Source organism: Marinomonas sp. MED121 (assembly GCF_000153025.1).
Classification (GTDB): Bacteria; Pseudomonadota; Gammaproteobacteria; order Pseudomonadales; family Marinomonadaceae; genus Marinomonas.
This window is the reverse complement of the sequence record NZ_CH672430.1, coordinates 405,984-427,475: the sequence shown is the minus strand read 5'-3', so window position 1 is coordinate 427,475 and position 21,492 is coordinate 405,984. Positions and strand designations below refer to the sequence as shown.

20 protein-coding genes and 1 pseudogene are annotated in these 21,492 nt (G+C 42.4%); 3 read left to right on the top strand and 18 right to left on the bottom strand.

The window, feature by feature from the left end; all coding sequences use genetic code 11:
- Positions 1-57 precede the first annotated feature (57 nt).
- Together MED121_RS24615 and MED121_RS09930 are read left to right on the top strand one after the other, a co-directional pair.
- Positions 58-309: pseudogene (locus tag MED121_RS24615) on the top strand (IS3 family transposase); the annotation flags it as partial.
- Between the two features lie 50 nt (positions 310-359).
- Positions 360-833 (top strand): DUF4113 domain-containing protein, encoded by a 474-nt coding sequence (locus tag MED121_RS09930; RefSeq protein WP_278043828.1) that lies wholly within the window; start codon positions 360-362, stop codon positions 831-833.
- 4 nt (positions 834-837) lie between these two features.
- Here the strand turns inward: MED121_RS09930 and MED121_RS09925 are convergent, their stop codons facing one another.
- The 9 genes from MED121_RS09925 to MED121_RS09885 all read right to left on the bottom strand — a co-directional run bounded on the left by MED121_RS09925 (position 838) and on the right by MED121_RS09885 (position 11,362).
- Positions 838-2,061 carry an HDOD domain-containing protein gene (locus MED121_RS09925; protein WP_009833547.1) on the bottom strand — a complete coding sequence of 408 codons (1,224 nt, stop codon included), beginning with the start codon at positions 2,059-2,061 and terminating at the stop codon, positions 838-840.
- A gap of 197 nt (positions 2,062-2,258) precedes the next feature.
- Complete coding sequence (gene yfaE, locus MED121_RS09920; protein WP_009833546.1) at positions 2,259-2,546, bottom strand: class I ribonucleotide reductase maintenance protein YfaE; 288 nt, start codon at positions 2,544-2,546, stop codon at positions 2,259-2,261.
- Between the two features lie 18 nt (positions 2,547-2,564).
- Positions 2,565-3,698, bottom strand: a complete 1,134-nt coding sequence (gene nrdB / locus MED121_RS09915) for a class Ia ribonucleoside-diphosphate reductase subunit beta (protein ID WP_009833545.1) — start codon at positions 3,696-3,698, stop codon at positions 2,565-2,567.
- Between the two features lie 161 nt (positions 3,699-3,859).
- Positions 3,860-6,127: a class 1a ribonucleoside-diphosphate reductase subunit alpha gene (gene nrdA / locus MED121_RS09910; protein WP_009833544.1), complete on the bottom strand. Its 2,268-nt coding sequence runs from the start codon at positions 6,125-6,127 to the stop codon at positions 3,860-3,862.
- Positions 6,128-6,439: 312 nt separating this feature from the next.
- Positions 6,440-7,189, bottom strand: coding sequence for a heparan-alpha-glucosaminide N-acetyltransferase (locus MED121_RS09905; RefSeq protein ID WP_242603199.1), 750 nt, complete (start codon positions 7,187-7,189; stop codon positions 6,440-6,442).
- Between the two features lie 185 nt (positions 7,190-7,374).
- Positions 7,375-8,016, bottom strand: a complete 642-nt coding sequence (pdxH, locus tag MED121_RS09900; RefSeq protein WP_009833542.1) for a pyridoxamine 5'-phosphate oxidase — start codon at positions 8,014-8,016, stop codon at positions 7,375-7,377.
- 2 nt (positions 8,017-8,018) lie between these two features.
- Positions 8,019-8,651, bottom strand: a complete 633-nt coding sequence (coq7, locus tag MED121_RS09895) for a 2-polyprenyl-3-methyl-6-methoxy-1,4-benzoquinone monooxygenase (protein WP_009833541.1) — start codon at positions 8,649-8,651, stop codon at positions 8,019-8,021.
- 31 nt (positions 8,652-8,682) lie between these two features.
- Positions 8,683-9,024: a histidine triad nucleotide-binding protein gene (locus MED121_RS09890; RefSeq protein WP_009833540.1), complete on the bottom strand. Its 342-nt coding sequence runs from the start codon at positions 9,022-9,024 to the stop codon at positions 8,683-8,685.
- Between the two features lie 64 nt (positions 9,025-9,088).
- Entirely contained in the window at positions 9,089-11,362 is a 2,274-nt protein-coding gene (locus MED121_RS09885; protein ID WP_009833539.1) for a 7TM diverse intracellular signaling domain-containing protein, read from the bottom strand.
- 59 nt (positions 11,363-11,421) lie between these two features.
- Between MED121_RS09885 and MED121_RS09880 the strand changes: the two genes are divergently transcribed.
- On the top strand, positions 11,422-11,673 hold the full coding sequence (locus tag MED121_RS09880; protein ID WP_009833538.1) for a hypothetical protein: 252 nt from the start codon (positions 11,422-11,424) through the stop codon (positions 11,671-11,673).
- 106 nt (positions 11,674-11,779) lie between these two features.
- On the opposite strand, the gene purD is transcribed toward MED121_RS09880, so the two are convergent.
- The 9 genes from purD to aroQ all read right to left on the bottom strand — a co-directional run bounded on the left by purD (position 11,780) and on the right by aroQ (position 21,424).
- Complete coding sequence (gene purD / locus MED121_RS09875; RefSeq protein WP_009833537.1) at positions 11,780-13,069, bottom strand: phosphoribosylamine--glycine ligase; 1,290 nt, start codon at positions 13,067-13,069, stop codon at positions 11,780-11,782.
- 73 nt (positions 13,070-13,142) lie between these two features.
- Entirely contained in the window at positions 13,143-14,720 is a 1,578-nt protein-coding gene (gene purH, locus MED121_RS09870) for a bifunctional phosphoribosylaminoimidazolecarboxamide formyltransferase/IMP cyclohydrolase (RefSeq protein WP_009833535.1), read from the bottom strand.
- 83 nt (positions 14,721-14,803) lie between these two features.
- A complete protein-coding gene (gene fis / locus MED121_RS09865; protein ID WP_036179903.1) occupies positions 14,804-15,082 on the bottom strand; it encodes a DNA-binding transcriptional regulator Fis in 279 nt (92 codons plus the stop codon).
- A 100-nt stretch (positions 15,083-15,182) separates the two neighbouring features.
- Positions 15,183-16,154, bottom strand: a complete 972-nt coding sequence (gene dusB, locus MED121_RS09860; protein ID WP_036179900.1) for a tRNA dihydrouridine synthase DusB — start codon at positions 16,152-16,154, stop codon at positions 15,183-15,185.
- A gap of 323 nt (positions 16,155-16,477) precedes the next feature.
- Positions 16,478-17,776, bottom strand: a complete 1,299-nt coding sequence (locus MED121_RS09855) for a DUF3426 domain-containing protein (protein ID WP_009833532.1) — start codon at positions 17,774-17,776, stop codon at positions 16,478-16,480.
- Between the two features lie 186 nt (positions 17,777-17,962).
- Positions 17,963-18,847 (bottom strand): 50S ribosomal protein L11 methyltransferase, encoded by an 885-nt coding sequence (gene prmA / locus MED121_RS09850; protein ID WP_009833531.1) that lies wholly within the window; start codon positions 18,845-18,847, stop codon positions 17,963-17,965.
- A gap of 244 nt (positions 18,848-19,091) precedes the next feature.
- Positions 19,092-20,432 carry an acetyl-CoA carboxylase biotin carboxylase subunit gene (gene accC / locus MED121_RS09845; RefSeq protein ID WP_009833530.1) on the bottom strand — a complete coding sequence of 447 codons (1,341 nt, stop codon included), beginning with the start codon at positions 20,430-20,432 and terminating at the stop codon, positions 19,092-19,094.
- A gap of 20 nt (positions 20,433-20,452) precedes the next feature.
- On the bottom strand, positions 20,453-20,902 hold the full coding sequence (gene accB / locus MED121_RS09840) for an acetyl-CoA carboxylase biotin carboxyl carrier protein (RefSeq protein ID WP_009833529.1): 450 nt from the start codon (positions 20,900-20,902) through the stop codon (positions 20,453-20,455).
- Positions 20,903-20,974: 72 nt separating this feature from the next.
- A complete protein-coding gene (gene aroQ, locus MED121_RS09835; RefSeq protein ID WP_009833528.1) occupies positions 20,975-21,424 on the bottom strand; it encodes a type II 3-dehydroquinate dehydratase in 450 nt (149 codons plus the stop codon).
- Positions 21,425-21,492 lie beyond the last annotated feature (68 nt).

The window sequence follows — 21,492 nt, the reverse complement described above, 5'->3', positions numbered from 1 at the left end:
GGTGATGAGTATATCTATACTTATGCTGATAACCTTTTAAAGCGTCCGCTTCGCCCTGATGCACCCAATAAAACGTGGGCAAGTGATATTACCTACGTTAGAGCCCATGAAGGTTTTTTTACGTAGCGGCAGTCATCGACATATTTTTACGACGTGTTGTCGGCTGGCAACGTAAACCTAAAGGCGAAACTGTTACATAGCTATCAAGGAAGCCAATACGCAAGCGCTGATTATATCGCTTTTATGAAGGCCTATAACTTGATTCACGCCATGAGCCGTCGAGTAAGTTGTCATGATAACGTAGTTGCAAGAGTTTTCGTCACCTTGAAGAGAGGGTCAAAAAACGAAAGGTATATTTAATAGAATTCTTATCTAAATATGTGACTCGGGCAGCGGAAAAACTCAGAATGCAAAAAAGCCAAGTCAAGCTGGTAAGTATCTTTATTCGAACCAGTGCGTTTAGCCCTAATGAGAAGCAATATTCAGGCTCTACCATGATATCTTTAGCCTGTCCTAGTGATGACACTAGGGTGTTGATTAAGGCGGTTGAAAAAGGCTTAGATAAGCTTTGGAAGGCGGGTTTTCAATATGCGAAAGCTGGGGTGATTTTGTTAGATTTATATGATTTAGCACAAGAGCAGGGTGAATTGTTTTGCTCTGTTGAGTCATCACCTAGGTCAGAAAAATTAATGCAAGTGCTGGATAAGATTAATCAAGGAGTCGGTCATGTCTACTTTGCGTCACAGGGAACTGGTCCTGTTTGGTTAATGAAGCGTGAGCACCTCTCGCCAGCTTACACCACAAGCTGGCAAGACTTACCGAAAGTGCGTTAGCAGATTAAATGTATTTGAGGGTGTCGTTAGCCCATAAGCTGGCTTCACCATAAGCACGGCTAAGTGAAAGTCTTTCGGCGGATGGCAGTTGTGAGATATAAGACCACTTTTGCTCTTCTAGGGCACACGCTTTATATAGACGTTCGCCAATTGGCCCTTGGAAATGTTTAATCGCCTCGACGAGGTGATCGTCTATGTTTATTTGTTCAAATACTATGTCTTTTTCAATCTGTAAAATCAGGTCTATGCCTGACATTATGCCTGCCATAAAGTCGGAATCTGGATTTGATGAATTTTCTTGTACAGCGAGGGCTTCGCAGCATTTTGCCCTAATTAGCAAAAAGCGAAAAATTTCATTAGATTGTCGTGAATTCGCGGTAATGGTAATGAGCAAGGCCCATTTTTTGATTTGCTTAAGCCCTAAAAAAATAACCGCTTCTTTTAAATTAGTGACCTTACGTTGCATGCCGCAAATCGGGCTATTTAAGATGCGTAATAGCTGATAAGAGAGGGTCGGGTTTTTACTGACTAGCTTGGTGACTTTTTCGGTGGTGATGTTATCACTTGATAACTCACGCACGAGTTCCATAGCATTCTCCATGTTTGAGCTGATGCGACGACCTTTTACCACATTTGGTCTTTGTAAATAGTAACCTTGGAAGAGACTGAATCCGAGCTCTTTGCATTCTTCATACATCTTTTGATCTTCGACTTTCTCCGCCACCAAAGTGAGCTTTTTTTTGAGAAGAGACTGAATCTCTTCATGGTATTGATAGGGCTCGGTATGTAGCACATCAATTTTAATCATCTTGATGTAAGGAAAAAGCGGGTCGTAACTCGGATCAAAATTATAATCATCAAGTACAAATCGATAGCCAGCAGCGTGCCATTTGGCAACGGATTTTATAAATTGAGGCGTGATTTTTTGATCTTCAAGGATTTCGATATAAACCAGATTTGGGTCGATTGGAAAGAAGGCATCCGACATGAGCAGGTCACGGGTGATATTGACAAAGTAAGGAGTACGCATTTGCGTTTCTAACTCAGTAATACCTATGCATAGGTTTACTAGCACCTGGCTCGTTGCATCTTCCCCATCAATAACATTCGCCATAGTTTCATCATTATTGCGAAATAGTAACTCATAGCCAAATAACTGACTATTAACATCAAAAATTGGCTGTTGGGCCATCATTAAATCATTGAGTGAGTCGGGTAGTGAAGCCATTCTTTATCCTTCGAAGGTAAACTAATTTGAACGTTACCTGTTCAAAATCCATACCATAAGATATTAACAGGGCATACGCCTCATTTGCGAGTGGCATAGTCAATAATAGTTGTAAAAAAAAGAACAACCTAGTTCGCAGGGTTAAGATTTGAAAAAGTTTGTGCTAGAAAAGTGATGCTTGACGTTTTAGGAGAGACTTAATCGTTAGTAAAAAAGGCGATTTCAATGTCACTTTTTACTATGGCGCAGCAGGCCAATAGGTAGCCACTTTGCACCCAAGCAAGCGGTTCTTCTTGATATTCAACGTGACCACGTAATAATTTGAGAGAGCAAGAGCTGCAATAACCTTCGCGACACTGATATTCAACGAGAATACCAGCGCGCTCAAGTTGTACCAGTAATGATTCTTCTTCTGTGACAAGGATTTCCTTTTTACCTAAAAGCACCCTATGAAGTAAGTCTTGGTTGCTGGAAATAGCTGTCATCTAATTCATTACCTTAGCTTATAGATCAAAGTCGTCGAAGTCAGATTCGTCTAGGTCATTGTCAATTTGACCCACTAAATAAGAGCTGATTTCAGCTTCTTGAGGTGCGACCTGTACATTGTCACTGACTAACCAAGCATTAATCCATGGGATAGGGTTATGTTTGGTTTCAAAGGTAGGTAGTAAGCCAATTGCTTGCATGCGGATATTAGTAATGTATTCCACATATTGACCTAGAATTTGAGCATTCAAGCCAATCATAGAACCGTCTTTGAAAAGGTAGCTTGCCCACTCTTTCTCTTGTTCTGCTGCTTCAAAGAAAATTTGGTAAGCTTCGTCTTCACATTCTTTGGCAATGTCTTCCATTTCTGGATCATCTTTACCTGATGCCATGAGGTTAAGAATATGTTGCGTGCCTGTTAAGTGAAGGGCTTCGTCACGGGCAATCAGTTTGATGATTTTGGCATTACCTTCCATCAAGGTGCGTTCTGCAAAGGCAAAACTACAAGCAAAACTCACGTAGAAACGAATAGCTTCAAGTACGTTGACTGACACCATGGTAAGGTAAAGGGCTTTTTTAAGCGCTTTCAAGTTAACATTAACGTCACCTTTACCTGGAACATTGTGAATGCCTGGGCCTAGGGTGTTATATAAACCGACTAATAAGATTAAATCGTCATACCATTTTGAAACACTTTCAGCGCGCTTGGTAATCTCTGTATTTTCTGTAATGTCATCAAATACAACACCTGGCTCATTTACTATGTTACGAATGATATGGGTATAAGAGCGGCTATGAATGGTTTCACTAAAAGACCAAGTCTCAATCCAGGTTTCAAGTTCAGGGATAGATACAATCGGAAGAAGGGCAACGTTAGGAGAGCGGCCTTGTACACTATCTAATAAGGTTTGATATTTTAAGTTACTTAAAAAGATATGTTGCTCATGGGCTTCAAGGTGTTGAAAGTCTTTTCGATCAGAAGAGAGATCGACTTCTTCTGGACGCCAGAAAAAAGACAATTGCTTTTCAATGAGTTTCTCAAAAATGGGGTGTTTTTGTTGGTCGTAGCGAGCGACGTTCACATTTTCACCAAAGAACATAGGTTCTTTCATACTATCAAAGCGTTTGCGGTTGAAAGTAGAGTAGCTCATTTAAATAAGGTGTCCTTTAATCTGTTTGCGAGTATGACGCGGTTTACTGATGGTTTAATTATCACATAAAAATGCAGCACAAGATTGCTTTTGTGCTGCGGGTCGTGATTATGACATTTTTGAACGACTTTGTTTATTTAATAACCCCTAGTTTGGTGTTATTAAATCTTACAAGCACCACCTGCACAATCGTCTTCAAGGTCATCTTGTTGATCATCTGCACCGTCACGGGTGTTATGGTAATAAAGGGTTTTAATACCAAGCTTGTATGCCGTTAATAGATCTTTCAACAGCAATTTCATTGGTACTTTAGATGACTCAAATTTTGCTGGATCATAGTTAGTATTGGCTGAAATTGCTTGGTCAACAAACTTCTGCATGATACCAACAAGCTGTAAGTAACCATCGTTAGATGGGATAGACCATAGCAGCTCATATTCATCTTTTAGACGCTCAAACTCTGGCACTACCTGCTTCAAGATACCGTCTTTACTTGCTTTAACAGAAACAAAGCCACGTGGAGGCTCAATACCATTCGTTGCATTATGAATCTGAGAAGAGGTTTCAGATGGCATAAGCGCAGTGAGTGTTGAGTTACGTAGACCGTGTTCAACAATGTCTTTACGCAAGGTTTCCCAGTCATAGTACAACTCAGGAGAACAAACTTTATCGATTTCTTTTTTATAGCTATCGATAGGCAAAATGCCTTTAGCATAGGTTGTCTCATCAAAAGCTTGGCAAGCGCCACGTTCTTTCGATAGGTTGTTTGATGCTTTTAGAAGATTGTACTGAATGGCTTCAAAGGTTTTGTGAGTTAACTCGTTAGCACTACCATCAGAATAACGTACGCCGTTCTTCGCTAAGTAGTAAGCATAGTTGATCACACCCACACCTAAGGTTCGGCGTAGATCGGTTGCTGATTGAGCTGCTGGAACAGGATAGTTCTGATAATCTAGCAAAGAGTCTAAAGCACGGACGATAAGGTCAGACAATTCTTCCAACTCATCTAAGCTTTCTAGCGAGCCTAGGTTAAAAGCAGAAAGTGTACAAAGCGCAATCTCACCTTTCTCATCATAAATATGCTGTAGTGGCTTAGTTGGCAATGCAATTTCGAGGCAAAGGTTACTTTGCTTAACCGGAGCAACCGCTGGATCAAAAGGACTGTGAGTATTACAGTGATCGACATTTTGTAAGTAAATACGCCCTGTACTTGCTCTTTCTGAAGCAAATAAGGTGAATAGCTCAGAAGCTTTTATGGTTTGCTTGCGAACACTGTCGTCAGCTTCGTATTGAACGTAGAGACGCTCGAACTCTTCTTGATCCGCAAAGAAAGCATCATATAGGCCAGGTACATCCGATGGACTAAACAAGGTAATGTTGCCGCCTGAGATAAGGCGTTGGTACATAAGGCGGTTAAATTGCACACCATAATCAAGGTGACGTACGCGGTTTTCTTCAACACCACGGTTGTTTTTCAATACCAGTAGGCTTTCAACTTCAAGGTGCCAAATAGGGTAGAACACGGTGGCAGCACCGCCACGTACACCCCCTTGAGAGCAGCTCTTAACCGCTGTTTGGAAGTGTTTGTAGAAAGGAATACAACCTGTATGGAAGGCTTCTCCGCCACGAATAGCACTGCCTAAGGCACGAATGGCACCGGCGTTGATACCAATCCCAGCGCGCTGACTGACATATTTAACAATGGCGCTAGAGGTAGCATTGATAGAATCAAGAGAGTCACCACATTCAATCAGTACACAAGAGCTAAACTGACGGGTCGGTGTACGAATGCCGGCCATGATAGGTGTCGGTAATGAAATCTTGAAATTAGAAACCGCATCATAAAAACGACGAATGTAATCTAAGCGAACACTGGCATCGTAATTAGCAAATAAACAAGCAGCGACTAATAAGTAAATAAACTGTGGGCTTTCGTAGATATCACCAGTCACACGGTTTTGAACCAGATATTTACCTTCGAGTTGTTTCACCGCAGCATAAGAGAAGTTCATGTCACGACTATGGTCTAGAAAACCGTTTAATTGGTCAAACTCTGCTTCTGAATAGGCAGATAGAATCTCAGCATCATAACGTTTTTGCTCTACCAAGTTTTGTACATGAGCAAGCAAGTGTGGTGGCTCAAATTCACCAAACGCCTTTTTACGTAGGTGGAAAATAGCCAGGCGAGCTGCCATGTATTGGTAGTCTGGCGTATCTTCTGAAATTAAGTCAGCAGCAGATTTAATTAAGGTTTCGTGAATGTCTGTTGTCTTAATGCCTTCGAAGAACTGGATTTGTGCTTTTAGCTCCACTTGAGAAACAGAAACATTATCTAATCCCTCTGCAGCCCAAGTTACAACCTTGTGAATTTTTTCTAGATTAATCGACTCTGTCTCGCCGTTACGCTTAGTGACTGTCAGTGTGGTCATGCCTATGCCTAAGATAAATGCTGATTTGGTTTAAACTACTGTATCTAGTGTCTGATTACTAACTGTAGCACTAGATATAGTAAATTTTTTAATTTGTTGTAGCAGACGATAGTGTGCATTGAAGTGAAAATCAAGCCTTGAAAAAGCCTTGCTTTTGCGTCTTGCGAAACTACTAAGTGGTTACTTACGTGAGCCGCCTTTGACTTTCGCTAACTGATTTTTGCAACCGTTTTAAATTAAATTTTTAATTTTTTTGAGCCAATTAAGGACTGATTTAAAAATATTCAACTAGTTGTTCTTTGTCTAAAAAAATTACCTAATTAAGCTTGTCACTAAGGCTATTAAGCTATAAAGCAATAGCTGATGACAGAGGTAAACGGGCAGTGCATGTTTGCCTAAAAAAGTCAGTACGCGACTATTTAAGTAATAGGGCAGCTTCAATGTGTGGAGTTTTAGGTGACCCATTATCGGTCCAATAAAGACGACGCCTAACCAAGGTAGTAGATTGACTATGTCTAAGGTGCGCTTGGGTAAACCAAACTCGCTGGTTAGGTATGTGTGAAGGCTAAATGCGTTGAGCGTATCTGAGCCAAAATAAGCGAGTAGAATACCTATGCCAATAGCCAGACTTAGCCAAGGCTTTCGGGCAACCGGTAGGACTAACCAGCTTGCGACAAAGATAAAGTGCAATATACCAAAGAAGATCCAGTTCTGTGGAAACGCAAGGTAAGTGGCTAATGATATCCCGCCAGCGGCTAAAAAGAGTTTGAATTTGCGTTTAAGAATCGAAGGCCACTGAAAGCCATTGCGACAACTTAGGTAGCAAGACCAGCCTAAAGCTGACATAAATAAGCTAATAATTAGGCTGCGAAACCCCACCCAAAAAGGGTCTCTTAATGAATAATCAATATAATCGAATTCTCGTAAATCCCAGCATAGGTGAAAGATAATCATTAATAGAACCGCTAAGCCACGGTATAAATCTAAACTTGAACTCCGCTGATGTGTGGATTTTTTGCTCAGCCCAGACCATGGCATCCATTTCGCTAGGAAAGGTTTCATATCTTACCTTTGTTAAGTGTCAGAATAACTGCAGATTGTTGAAGCTCTCTATCATACGCAATGGTACGTATTTCGAAAACCGCCTGAGAGAGGATTTGTCTTATGCCAAGCTAAATGAGCGGCCCTAGCAGTGAGGAAGGTGAAACACTCAAGTTTAAGTAAAAAACTTGAGTGTTTAGCAAAAGTTAAGGGGCTTTGCGATGACGTACCCATTGACCTTTATCATCAAGTTGATAACAAAGGCGGTCATGTAAGCGACTGGGACGACCTTGCCAAAATTCGATGTAATTTGCTTTTAAAACATAACCACCCCAATTATCAGGGCAAGGGACCTTGTTATCTTGCGTTGTTTGCTCGAGTTGGTTAAAGCGCTGATGTAGATCGTCTCGCTCAATAATATGGCTTTGAGGTGATACTGATGCGGCTAGTTTGCTGCCCTGTGGGCGTGAATCAAAGTAGGTTGCAGAGGTTTCTCGCGATACTTTAACAACCTCACCTTCTATGCGAATTTGGCGGCTTAATTCTGACCAAAAAAAGTTCATGCAGGCTTTATTGTTGCTTGCTAAATTTTGGCCCTTATCACTGTCATAATTGGTGAAAAAAGAAAAACCTTGGTCGTCCCTTTGTTTGAGTAAAACAATGCGTGAATGGGGTGCACCAGCGGAATCAACAGAACTAAATACCATCGCAGTCGGATCATTTGGGCAGGCTTCAATGGCTTCTTTTAGCCAGTTGTCAAAAAAGGCTAAAGGGTCAAGGTTTGACTCCTCTTCTAATAAGTCTTTGAACTGGTAGTCACGGCGAATAGAACTAATATCTCGGTTCATAATTACACTCTATAGGTTGATTTTGTCATTACTTTTGAAATCAGGGTCATGGTTTTCATAACCGGTTGAGGGAAAACATACCCCCCTGATTCAAGTGCAGCTAATTGATGCTTGGCTTCATCAATGCGCATTTGTTGTAAGATCGCTTTGCTTTTTTCATCTGTTGTTGGCAGAGAATCCAGGTGTTTATCAATATGGATGCAGACTTGCTCTTCGGTGGCGGCGACAAAACCTAAACTAAGGCGGTCACTGATTAAGCCAGCACCTGCGCCAATGGCAAAAGAAGCGCCAAAAAAAAGTGGGTTTAACAGGCTAGTGTGACTGCCAAGTTCAGTCAATCTTTGCTCGCACCACACAAGGTGGTCGATTTCTTCGGCAGCCGCTTCATCCATCTCTTCTCTCACACTGGGTAATTTGGCCGTTAGTGCTTGACCTGAGTAGAGTGCTTGGGCGCAAACCTCACCCGTATGGTTGATGCGCATTAGGCCTATACTGTGTTGCTTGTCTTTTTCGGACAAGTCATGCTCAAAGATAGGCTGCGCAGGGGAGAGCCGATTGGCTTTAGCCGCATTAGGCACAAGTGTGCGTAATGCTCTATCCAAATTCAGAATCCCTTTGTCGATAAATGACATCATAATGGTTACTCTTTCGTATCACTTTTAATGGCTAGCCTGGCGGCCAGTTTAGTTTACGCTCGGCTAACACGTGCATGTGAATATGGTAGACGGTTTGTCCACCATTTTCGTTGCAGTTCATTACTGTTCTAAAGCCAGATTCACTGACGCCTTTTTCTTTGGCGATGGTTTTTGCGACAAAATGCATTTTACCCATCAGTGGAATGTCTTCTTCTGTTAGATCATTTAATGTGCTGATGTGTTTTTTGGGAATCACTAAAAAATGAACGGGGGCTGCTGGCATGATATCTTCAAACGCAATGACATCATCATCTTCATAAAGCACAGTAGCGGGGATCTTGCCTGCACAGATGGAACAAAATAAGCAATCCATATTAATTTCCTAAAAATCGGTAACCGGGTTCATTGAAACAAGCTTTGAGTGATCTTGCTTTGATCTATAACAGGGTTGCTTTTTGTAAGCGTAACCCTTTTGCTGTTAATCGCGTCATACTTGATTTGAATTGTTGAGGTAATTCTAGCGTATGTATCAACTCATCAAAACCTAATGTTAAAGCGAAATCTTTCGGCATTTTAACATTGTCACTAATTAATAAGCATTGATCTTCTAATCTGAGTAAGGGTTTAATTTGGCGAACGACAAGCTGAGGGATATAACCATCATGTTCAAATAGAACAATGAGGTTAATGGTGTTTTTATCTGCTTGGGCAGGCTGTAGGTTTGTCAGTTCTGCAATATTCTTTACTTGAATAATACTGATTGGCCAAGATTGTAACAGGCTTAATAGCTTCTGAAAGGCAACGGAATCATTTCCCATGATGTAGAGTTGGCAAGCATAAATAAGGTCGTTATCGGGTAGGCGACTTTGAATACGGTATCTGGCAGGAAAACGAATATTGAGTGTTCTTTGTTGTTTGTCTCCTGATAAGTTCATTTTCCCGTGCATGCTGCTTAATAAATACTCGACATAGCCCAATCCTAGGTTCAGTAGGTGATCCTGTAACTGGGTGAAGCGCCTAGGTAGCGGACTTATAGTGATCTCTAGATAGCTCAGATTATCGCGACTATCATCCTGCTTTGTTAAATTAATCGTTAAGGCTTTATCCCCGTAATGTTTTAGCTCAAGTAGTAGGGTGAGCAATAGGTGTTGGATTTTTTTACCTTGATCCACTTGCTCGTAGTTTTGGGTGTTTGAGGCATTGATTTCAACCAGCACGCTGTCTTGATCTAATTCATGAAACAGGTTGAGCGTGTCGTCTACCAAGGTCTCAATATCAATAAAATCACTTGTTGTGCCTCGAAAGTTAGTATGAGATTGGCCTAGGTTATCCAACCTCTCCAGCATATTTTCTAGATTGCGATTGGCGAGTAAGGCACTGTCTTGATTGTCCAATGATAATGACGCATTCGGCCTGGTGAGTTTTCCGGCAAAAGCACCCGAAATAATATTGGTTTGGCGACGCATTCTAGAAGCCAGGTCGTTAACAAACTCAAACAGTTGCGAGTCATGAAAATTACTCTTTTCAATACGACTGCTGTTAAATGAATTGAGTCTAAGCTGCATGGCCACAAAATGTATTAGACCTTCTAAAATCACCGTGATCATTAGCCCCCAAAGGAAAAAGGTGGGACTTGAAATAATGCCGTACATGGTCAAAACCCAGCAGGTATGTCCAATAAATAGGAGTAAACGTGCAGCAAGATAGTAACCTGAATAAGGAATTTGCTTGAAGCTTGCCAATATGCTGATCAAGGTCAGACTGATGATGGTAAAGCCTGTGGCGACGGATAGAAATAAAATGCTGAGCTTATCAGGCGTTAAGCTAAATAATAAAGCCAAGGCGCCATTGGTAATGCCTAAAGCAACAAGAAACTTGTCGACATTAGGAAGGTTATTTTTACTGTTTAGATAGTATCGGGAGAAAAATACGAGCGCCATGGTGGAAAATAAAGCGGCGAAGTTGTAACTACGCATCTGGATGCCCGCAATCGTGGGGAATAGCTGGATCAGGTAGCCATGAAGGGAAAGATGTAAGATAATCATTCCCGCTAATAAAATACTGTAAAACAAGTACATAGGGTTGCGCGAAAAAGTGAAAAAGAGAATATTCGCGGCCATCAGTAAGAGGATTATGCCGATCAAGACACCCGTGACTAAGGATTCAACTTGAAAATCACTGGCGATCTCATTGAGAGGTAAAATTTCGATCTGAGCATTGATTGGTGTGCTAGATGCAAGCTTGATGTAGACATTGGTGATAGGTGGGTTGCGAGTTGGAAAAGGCACCAGATAGTGTGGGTGATTCAAACTTCGATTTTGAAACGGGCGTAATTCACCTAGCTCTGCAATCGGAAATGCCATACTTAAATGGGGTATGTAGACATCGAGAATTTGTAATCTAGGCGCTTTAATTTCCAGTGCTAAGGTGTTTTGTTCGGTAAGGTGGATAGCAAGTTTTGCTCGAACCCAGATATTGCCCTTATTTAGGCCAAATTGCATAAAGCTTTTGTTGATGGGTAAAAACTGGGAAGCATGCTTTTCATTCAAGAGTTGGGCTAAGCTAAGTTGGCCACTTGGATCATGAAAATAGTCGCCGACTAAGCCGATATCAACACGTGAATTGCGGTTGTCGAGCAAGCTAACTTCATATAAAGCAAAGACTTGATTTGAAAAAAGTATTAAAAGTGCAATGCTAAATCGTATGATCACTGTGTTAATCCATGAACAAGAGTTGTCAAAGTCATATTATTAACTAGATAGGGGATTAAATGCTACATCCGATCTTGCTTGAGTATTATTTATATTTCTGTTTTGCCTTATTGGCGATCACTTGGTTTACTCGAGCCGCTAAGCCCAGCCTAAGAACCAATTTACTTTATGGTTATGGATTATTATCAGCCTTAGGTTTTTTACTGGCCCTTGACTGGATGGGAGGCGTTATTTTTGGTTTGATATTACTTGAACTAGGTCGCCTGTTAAGACGTTGGTTAGATAAGAAAGCGGAACAAATAAAGAAGTAATCCATTTCACTTTAACTCGATATAAAAAAACCGTGACTTCAAAAATCACGGTTTTTTTTGGGCTTAATTAAACGAAGAGCTCTTTTTTAAACTCATTGCTCTCAAACTAGTTTGATTGCTCACGCTTAATCGCTCTGTGTGCTATGTCTGTTCTAAAGTAAACCTTGTCCCAGCTTACTTTGTTGACCACATCATAAGCTGCTGCTTGCGCTTGAGAGACAGTATCTCCCAAAGAAACAGCACAAAGAACACGGCCGCCATTGGTCACAACATTGCCATCTTGTTGGCGTGTGCCTGCATGAAAGATTTTTTGATGGCTAGGAAGTGCTGCGTCATGGCCTGAAATAGCATCGCCTTTAGCATAGGCTTCAGGATATCCCCCAGATGCAAGGACAACACCAACACTGGCTCTAGGGTCCCAATCGGCTTTTGCGCTATCAAGCTTGCCATTGATAGCAGCTAGACAAAGCTCAGTGAGATTAGAGCGAAGACGCATTAGGATAGGCTGTGTTTCAGGGTCACCAAAACGGCAATTGTATTCAAGTGTTTTTGGTGTGCCATCAGCAGCAACCATCACACCTGCATACAAGAAACCACGGTAACGGTTACCTTCTGCATTCATACCTTTAACCGTTGGCATAATGACTTCGTTCATGATGCGATCATGAATTTCAGGGGTCACAACAGGAGCGGGTGAGTATGCACCCATGCCACCTGTATTTGGCCCTAGGTCACCATTATCACGGGCTTTATGATCTTGGCTTGATGCTAGAGGGAGAACGGTTTCACCATCTACCATACAGATAAAGCTGGCTTCTTCACCGGTTAAAAACTCTTCGATTACAACACGACTGCCTGCATCACCAAAACTGTTGCCTTGCAGCATGTCTTCAACCGCGGCGATCGCTTCGGCTTCAGTTTGCGCTAAAATAACACCTTTACCGGCTGCTAAGCCGTCGGCTTTAACCACAATTGGTGCGCCTTGTTGCTTGATATAAGCAACGGCTTCGTCAATTTGAGTAAAGTTGCCATAAGCTGCTGTGGGTATGTTATGACGTGCTAAGAAGTCTTTAGTAAAGGCTTTTGAACCTTCAAGCTGTGCCGCAGCAGCGGTAGGGCCAAAAATAGCCAAGCCTGCTTTTTCAAAAGCATCAACGACACCGATAACTAGGGGCGCTTCTGGGCCAACAATGGTTAGGTCAATTTTGTTTTCTAGTGCGAAGGCAACTAATGCATCCGTGTCAGTGACACCTATCTCAACATTTTCAACTTTGTTTTCTAATGCTGTGCCTGCGTTGCCAGGGGCAACAAAGACTTTACTAATATCATCTGCTTCAGCGACTTTCCAAGCTAAAGCATGTTCACGACCACCGTTACCAATAACTAATACGTGCATGGGGTTTCTCCTTGAGTTGGCAGGTGGTAATGAAACCACCTGCTATCAAAATGTTAACTTAGATTGATAAGGCTTAGTGACGGAAGTGACGCATGCCAGTAAAGACCATCGCCATGCCTGCTTCATCCGCAGCGGCAATGACTTCTTCATCACGCATCGAGCCACCAGGCTGAATCACAGCGGAAATACCTGCCGCTGCTGCTGCATCAATACCATCACGGAATGGGAAGAAGGCATCAGATGCCATCACAGAGCCTTCAACTTGAAGGTTCTCATCAGCCGCTTTAATGCCGGCAATTTTAGCGCTATAAACACGGCTCATTTGACCTGCGCCCACACCAATTGTTTGACCCGCTTTAGCATAAACAATGGCATTGGATTTAACGAACTTAGCCACTTTCCATGCAAATAATAAGTCGTTTAATTCGGTTTCGCTCGGCTGACGCTTAGACACAACCTTAAGATCAGCTAATGTGATGTTGCCATCGTCGCGATCTTGAACCAGTAGGCCACCATTAACACGCTTATAATCAAGTGCAGCAGGTTTGTCTGCTTGCCATTGGCCACAGCTAAGCAGGCGAACATTTTGTTTCGCACTGACGATATCTGCGGCTTCTGCACTGACACTAGGGGCAATGATAACTTCAACGAATTGGCGATCAACAATGGCTTTGGCTGTTTCTGCGTCAAGCTCTTGGTTGAAAGCAATGATGCCACCAAAAGCAGAGGTTGGATCAGTTGCAAAGGCTTTGTCATAAGCGGCGAGTTGGTTTTCAGCGGTAGCAACACCGCAAGGGTTCGCGTGCTTAACAATAACGCAAGCAGGTGTGGTGAAGCTTTTTACACACTCAAGTGCGGCATCGGTATCGGCGATGTTGTTGTAAGACAGTGCCTTACCTTGAATTTGTTTTGCTGTGCTAATAGACGCTTCTTGTGGGTTAGCTTCAACATAGAAAGCGGCTTTTTGATGAGGGTTCTCGCCGTAACGCATTTCTTCTTGCTTGTTAAACTGCAAGTTAAAGGTACGAGCAAAGTCTTCGCTGCCGCCCGATACTTTTTTACCTAGGAAGTTTGCAATGGCGCCGTCGTAATGAGAGGTGTGCTCAAATGCTTGTACTGCTAGGTCAAAACGCTGATCGTAATTAAGGCCGCCATTTTCTTTTAGGCTAGCAAGAATAGCATCATAGTCATTTGGATTAACGACGATAGCCACATCTTTATGGTTTTTAGCGGCAGAGCGAACCATGGTTGGACCACCAATGTCGATGTTCTCTATTGCCATAGGGAGATCACAATCTGGGCGCTCGATAGTGGCTTCAAATGGATATAGGTTAACAATCACCATATCGATTTCATCAATGCCATGTTCTGACATGATGTTTTTATCAAGGTCACGACGGCCTAAAATACCACCGTGAATCTTGGGGTGTAAGGTTTTAACGCGACCATCCATCATTTCAGGGAAGCCTGTGTAGTCAGATACTTCAGTCGCTTGAACATTTGATTCTGTTAACAGTTTAAATGTTCCGCCAGTAGACAGGATTTCAACACCTTGGGCAACTAACTGCTCAGCAAAAGCAACGATGCCGGTTTTGTCGGAGACACTGATAAGTGCGCGTTTAATCGGGGTAACTGGGTTTTGATTTGCCATCGTGGATTTCTCAATTATTTATTAAGCCAAAGAACGGGGTAGAAAAACAAAAAAAGGGCGTCAAAAACGCCCTTTTTTAGAAACTATAACATGCCATACTGTTTTAGTTTTTTGCGCAGCGTACCTCGGTTTAGGCCAAGGATAGCAGACGCTTTAGTCTGATTATCTTTCGTGAAGCTCATTACTGACTCTAACAAAGGTGCCTCTACCTCTGCGAGTACTAACTGATACAAGTCAGTAATGGGTTGCCCATCAAGATGAGCAAAATAATTCTGTAACGCTCTATCGACATTGTCACGAAGTGTGTGTGACTGTTCAGAAGAGGTTGATTGAAACGATTGAGTGCTAATTTGTTCTACCACTGAAAAACCTTTTAGTTTAAAGCTAACCAATTTCTAGCAAACAAAGCAAAAGTGGGTGACGCTACTTTTGCTTTATCGACTATGTGCAAATTCTGTTGGACTATTGACCGACAAAAAAATCTTCTAATTTATCCAGCTGTTCGCTCGTATTATCAATACGGTTGAATTCAGCTCGAAATGTACTCAAATCAGATAAAGTGCGTAGGTACCAACCCACGTGCTTTCTCGCAATTCGAACACCTAAATAATCGCCATAAAATTGATGCAGTGCTGCTACGTGTGACAGTACCAGTTGTTTCACCTCATCCAAAGTTGGCGCTGAAAGTTCTTCATTGTGTTCTAAAAAGTGTGCGACTTCTCGAAATATCCAAGGTCTGCCTTGCGCTGCGCGGCCAATCATGATGCCATCAGCACCGGTATAATCTTTCACGAATTTCGCTTTATGGGCATCATTAATGTCACCATTTGCAAACACAGGAATTGAAAGCGCCTGTTTGATTTCTGCTATGGTGTCATATTCTGCATTACCTTGAAATTTGCATGCTCGAGTGCGGCCATGTACTGCTAGGGCTTGGATGCCTATATCTTCTGCCATTCTAGCAATGCGTAGACCATTTTTTTGATCTTCACTCCAGCCAGTGCGAATTTTTAACGTCACTGGTGCATCGACACTTTCTACTACCGCTTCCAGTATTTCACGAACCAAAGCTTCATCTTTTAATAGGGCAGAACCTGCTGCCTTATTGCACACCTTTTTTGCAGGGCAACCCATATTGATATCAATTATCTGGGCGCCTAGCTCGATGTTTTGACGAGCGGCTTGTGCCATCATGTCAGCGTCACCGCCAGCGATTTGTACTGACCTTGGTGATACTTCTGCGTCATGAACAAGACGATTACGACTTTTGTTGGTGTTCCATAATCTAACATCAGACGTCACCATTTCAGATACCACTAATCCTGCCCCTTGCTGATGGCAAAGGCGACGAAAAGGGATATCCGTAATGCCTGCCATAGGGGCGAGAATTACAGGTGATAAGATAGCATAAGGACCGATAGCAAAAGCCATGATATTCCTGTTTACTGGTACGGTATTGTTAAAGATCAGTTACAGCGTCGAGCGGGCGTGAATAATACCTATGCCGAGGTGATTTTTGAAGTCTTGACATGCATAAAATTGACTGTTTTTTGTGCTTTTTTTGATTATTAGTTTAAAAAGTCTATTAAAACAATTAGCTCGAGTCTGATACGAATTTTGCTCTGGTTTTGTTTGAAGCGATAAAAAGCCCATGTTTAAGGGGTTGATTGAATTTTGAGCAGGGTGATAGGGCTGAAATCCTAGGTTAAATGGCGTTATTCGACTGACTCGTCCTCTTTAAAGAAAGGGCACTATCTTCAGTAAGAACGGGTTTCAGCTCGATAGACTTTAAGTTTGTGGGTAACTGCTGAAGCGCCTGGGTCAGCGATTGGAATGACAAGATGAATCGGTGTCTTTGGCGGCATATAAGTAATATCTAAAAAGTCCTTGTCTAAGAAGTCTTGTTGTGAAAACAGACGTGCGGCGACAGGGTTACCATTTAAATCGTAAAACTCCATGGCGATTTTAGGCATGGGCTGAGAAAAGTCGCTGTGGTTGGTCATAATTGCATTGACGACTAATGCACTTTCTCGGGTTGGGTGGCTTTGTACCCTAACGTGCTGAATATCGATTGAAGAGACATCTTCAAAGATAGGAAGAGTGCAACCATAATAGGAGCAGACAGTGTTATAAATGGGGCGTAATGATGCAGAACGGCTCCCTTCTTCGTAGTTAATCACTAGAAATTGAATGCCAGCAATAATCAAAAATATGAAAGAGGCAAGTGCCCAGCGCCAAGTATGCTTGGGCTTTGCATCCACATTGTCCTCAGGGTCATCCATTAGCTCGCCCAAGCTATGGGAGACGTCTTGGCTAAAATCTAAACCTTGAGAGGTGCTTGCTGTGGGTTGCTGTGATACGGATTGAGCAAGTTCCTGCAGAGCTTGCATATACTCAGGTTCTGGTTGTGCACTTGCTTGTTTCTCATTTTCGCTCTTTGTTGTTTGAGCTAGAGTAGGTTGAGTGAGAGTTTTTGAATCTAAGAATACATTCTCTTCAGTAAAATCGATTGGTGGCTTAACCGGCTTTTTCTGGGTGTCATTTACTGCTTTCTTTTTGGTTTGCTGTTGTGCCGCTTCTAGTTCTGCTAGTTCCACTTCCCAAGGGGCGGGTTCTTTGTCTGCTTGGCGTGTGTCTGTCTTGGTTTTTGATGTCTTAGGTTGGTGATTCTCTGCGTGTTCTAATGCTACTCTCGCATGAGGGTTAAGATTCGCTTCTTGGTTCTTTGTGTCTAAAGGGGCTAAATCATCATCAGAAATTAGGGTGTTAAGCCAGTCGGGGTTAACGATATCGTCATCATCGGCTGCAGTGAATAGGTTAGGGCTGTGTTCTTTGGTCGCCGCTGTTTGCTTAGCGGGTGTTTTTTTATGCTCTTTATGGGAGTGAGTATTTTTCTTAGGGGTTGAATCGTTTGCCTGACTTACATGGGATTTTGCTTCAAAAATATGAAAACATTGGCCGCAGCGTACTTTGCCTTTGGCCATACTAAGCACATCTTCACTGACTCGAAAAGCGGTGGAGCATTTAGGGCATTGGGTAATCATACTATCTGGCATAATAAATCGATTCGTCTACTTGATTCTAAAACTAAACGTAACACTAAAAAAATGAAATACAATAATGAGATATTACTCTATTTTAAACTTTATTGGGGGATACTTTCATTTTAAAAGTAAGCCTCACCTGTTTAAAAATAACGGCCCTATTTAGCTTTGTTGAGTGTTAAATAGGGCCAAGTCAGATCAGTTCTTTGTGCCGACAATACGCACCCAATCTTCTTTTTCAACCACTGATTCTATGGTGAACCAAGGGCTGTAAGCATCAATCACTTCTTGTGCTTGATTAGATAGTATGCCTGATAGAGCAAGTTGTCCGCCGGTTGCAACGAGCGCTGAAATTGTGTCAGCTAGTTGTGCTAATGGGCCTGCTAAAATATTAGCGACCACAACGTCTGCTTGCAGTTCACTATCATAAGGTGGCAGTTTTACTTCGATGCGACTTGCATCAATTTTGTTACGCACGGCATTATCTTGAGTGGCTTGAACGGCTTGTGGGTCGATATCTATCCCTACCATGTTTTTTGCCCCTAATAATAAACCGGCGATGCCTAAAATGCCTGAGCCACAACCATAGTCGATAATGTTTTTGTCTTGGCAATCTATGCTGTCTAACCATTCAAGGCAAAGTGCTGTGGTTGGATGTGTGCCTGTACCAAAAGCAAGGCCAGGATCTAGCATAAGGTTAACGGCATCTGGTTCTGGGGTTTCACGCCAGCTTGGGCAAACCCATAAACGTTTACCAAATTGGATAGGGTGGTAGCTATCCATCCACTCACGTTCCCAATCCTTGTCCTCTAAAATCTCGATTTTAGTTGCTAGGTCGGTTTTCAGCTCAGCGGCTTTTTCATCGATTAAAGGACGAATTTGCTCTATGTCCGCATCGGCTTCGAATAGGCCTGTGACACGGGTGTTATTCCAAAGTGGTGTGGTATTCAATTCTGGTTCGTACACAGGATCATCGTTCACATCTTCAAATGTTACGACCATAGCGCCGCATCCGAGCAAAAGGTCTTCTAATTCTGGAACTTGTTCTGGCGTGCTCTGAACGCGGATTTGAAGCCAAGGCATATAATCTATTCCTGTTAAAAAAACGGTTAGGTTCGATAAAATGACATGTTAAACCTAATAGGTGTGTACTCAATAGCACTTATTAAAAAAGTATCAAACTAATATAATCTTACTCGTTAATAAGTCGAGTTGGTGGCTTTTTATATGAAAGTGCTGAGTAAACGTGATTACGGCTCGAACTATCTAGGATAGTCGAGCCGTATTCTTAGCTTAACCTTTACTCAAATTGATTTGTAGTAAAAGTTTATAGACCAAGTTTCTTCTCAAGGTAGTGAATGTTAACACCACCTTCGATGAAATGAGGGTCAGTTGCTAGTTCTTTTTGAAGCTCAATATTTGTCTTAATACCATCGATGAAGGTTTCATCTAATGCATTAGAAAGACGTTTTAGGGCTGTCGTTCTATCGTCTGCATGGCAGATGATTTTGCCTATCATTGAGTCATAAGTCGGTGGTACTGAGTAACCACTATAGATATGAGAGTCAACACGAACGCCCATGCCACCTGGTGCATGGAAGTAGTTGATCTTACCTGGGCTTGGCATGAAGGTTTTAGAATCTTCCGCATTAATACGAGATTCAACCGCATGGCCTTTAAGTACCACATCTTCTTGTGTGATAGAGAGTGTTAAGCCACTCGCAATGCGAAGCTGCTCTTTGACAATATCAATGCCTGTTACCATCTCGGTGACAGGGTGCTCTACCTGAACACGAGTGTTCATTTCGATAAAGTAGAAACGACCATCTTCATACAAGAACTCAAAAGTACCTGCACCGCGATAGTTAATTTCAATACACGCATCAACACAAGCTTGTAAGCAGGCCGCACGAGATTCAGGGTCAAGATGAGGTGCTGGCGCTTCTTCCAATACTTTTTGGTGACGACGTTGTAAAGAGCAATCACGGTCATATAGGTGAACCGCATTGCCTTGGCCGTCAGCCAAAACTTGTACTTCAACGTGGCGCGGGTTAGTTAGGAATTTCTCCATGTAAACCGTGCTATCGCCAAAGTAAGAACCCGCTTCAGATTGGGTGATACTGATAGACTTAAGCAAGCTATCTTCATCGTGAACAACACGCATACCACGACCACCACCACCGGCAGCGGCTTTAACGATAATTGGGTAACCAATTTCTAGTGCGATACGTTTACATTCGTTCTCATCCGATGGTACTGGGCCATTAGAGCCTGGTACTGTCGGTACGCCAGCTTTACGCATGGCAACAATCGCAGAAACCTTGTCACCCATAAGGCGAATGGTTTCCGCTTTAGGACCGATAAAAGCAAAGCCAGAATTTTCAACTTGTTCAGCAAAGTCAGCGTTCTCGGCTAGGAAACCATAGCCTGGGTGAATCGCTGAGCTGTCAGTGACTTCTGCTGCACTAATGATGGCAGGAATGTTTAGGTAACTTTTTGCCGATGGGTTTGGACCAATACAAATGGACTCATCCGCTAAGCGTACATGAAGCAAATCACTGTCAATTTTAGAGTGGACAGCCACTGTTTTGATTCCGAGTTCTTTACACGCACGTAAGATACGTAATGCAATTTCACCTCGGTTAGCAATCAAGACTTTATCAAGCATGATAGAACCTATTGAAGTAATTAAACGATAGTGACAAGCGGTTGGTCGAATTCAACAGCTTCGCCGTCTTCAACAAGGATGGCACCAATAGTGCCTGATTTGTCTGCTTCGATTTGGTTCATCATCTTCATTGCTTCAACGATACAAATCGTGTCGCCAGCATTAACTTTTTGACCCACTTCAACGAAAGCTTTAGAGCCTGGCGCTGGAGAACGGTAATGAGTACCAACCATAGGTGATTTAACCGCATGGCCAGCAATTTCTGGCTCAGCTGCAGGTGCGATTGCTGCTGCCGCTGCTGGTGCAGGAGCGGCAGCTGGTGCTGCTACTGGCGCAGGGGCTGCATAAGCAACAGGAGCGGCGCCGCCACGGCTGATGCGTACTGCTTCTTCACCTTCTTTAATTTCAATTTCGTATACATTGGATTCTTCCAATAGTTCGATCAATTTTTTGATTTTACGAATGTCCATGTTTTGTCTCTTCTGTCTGTGTTTATTTTTCCAGAAAGTCTAAGCCTTCTGGTGTTAATTAGAGCGCAAGCGCTAGCTATGCTTATCCTGAGAGCAATAAGTCATAGCGAAATCTAAAGCGTATTCATAACCCTTAGTGCCGAGGCCGCAAATAACCGCTTTTGCCACATCATTGAAATAAGAATGATGTCTGAAAGGTTCGCGAGCATGCACGTTGGAGAGGTGTACTTCAATGAAAGGAATATCCACCCCTAAAATGGCATCACGGATAGCAACGCTGGTATGGGTGAAGGCCGCTGGGTTTATGATAATAAAATCGATAACGCCACGAGCATCATGAATACGATTGATGATGTCATGCTCAGCATTTGATTGCATGAAATCTAAAGAATGGCCCTGATTTTGGGCTTGTTTAGTCAGTGTATCTTCCACATCAGCTAGTGTTGTTGAACCATAAATTTCTGGTTCACGGGTGCCTAATAAATTTAGGTTAGGGCCGTTTAGCACTAAAAATGACGCCATACACTCTTCTCTGTATTTATAATTGACGTGAAATTATCGTTAAAAAGCAGGAATTTGTCTAGTTCTTC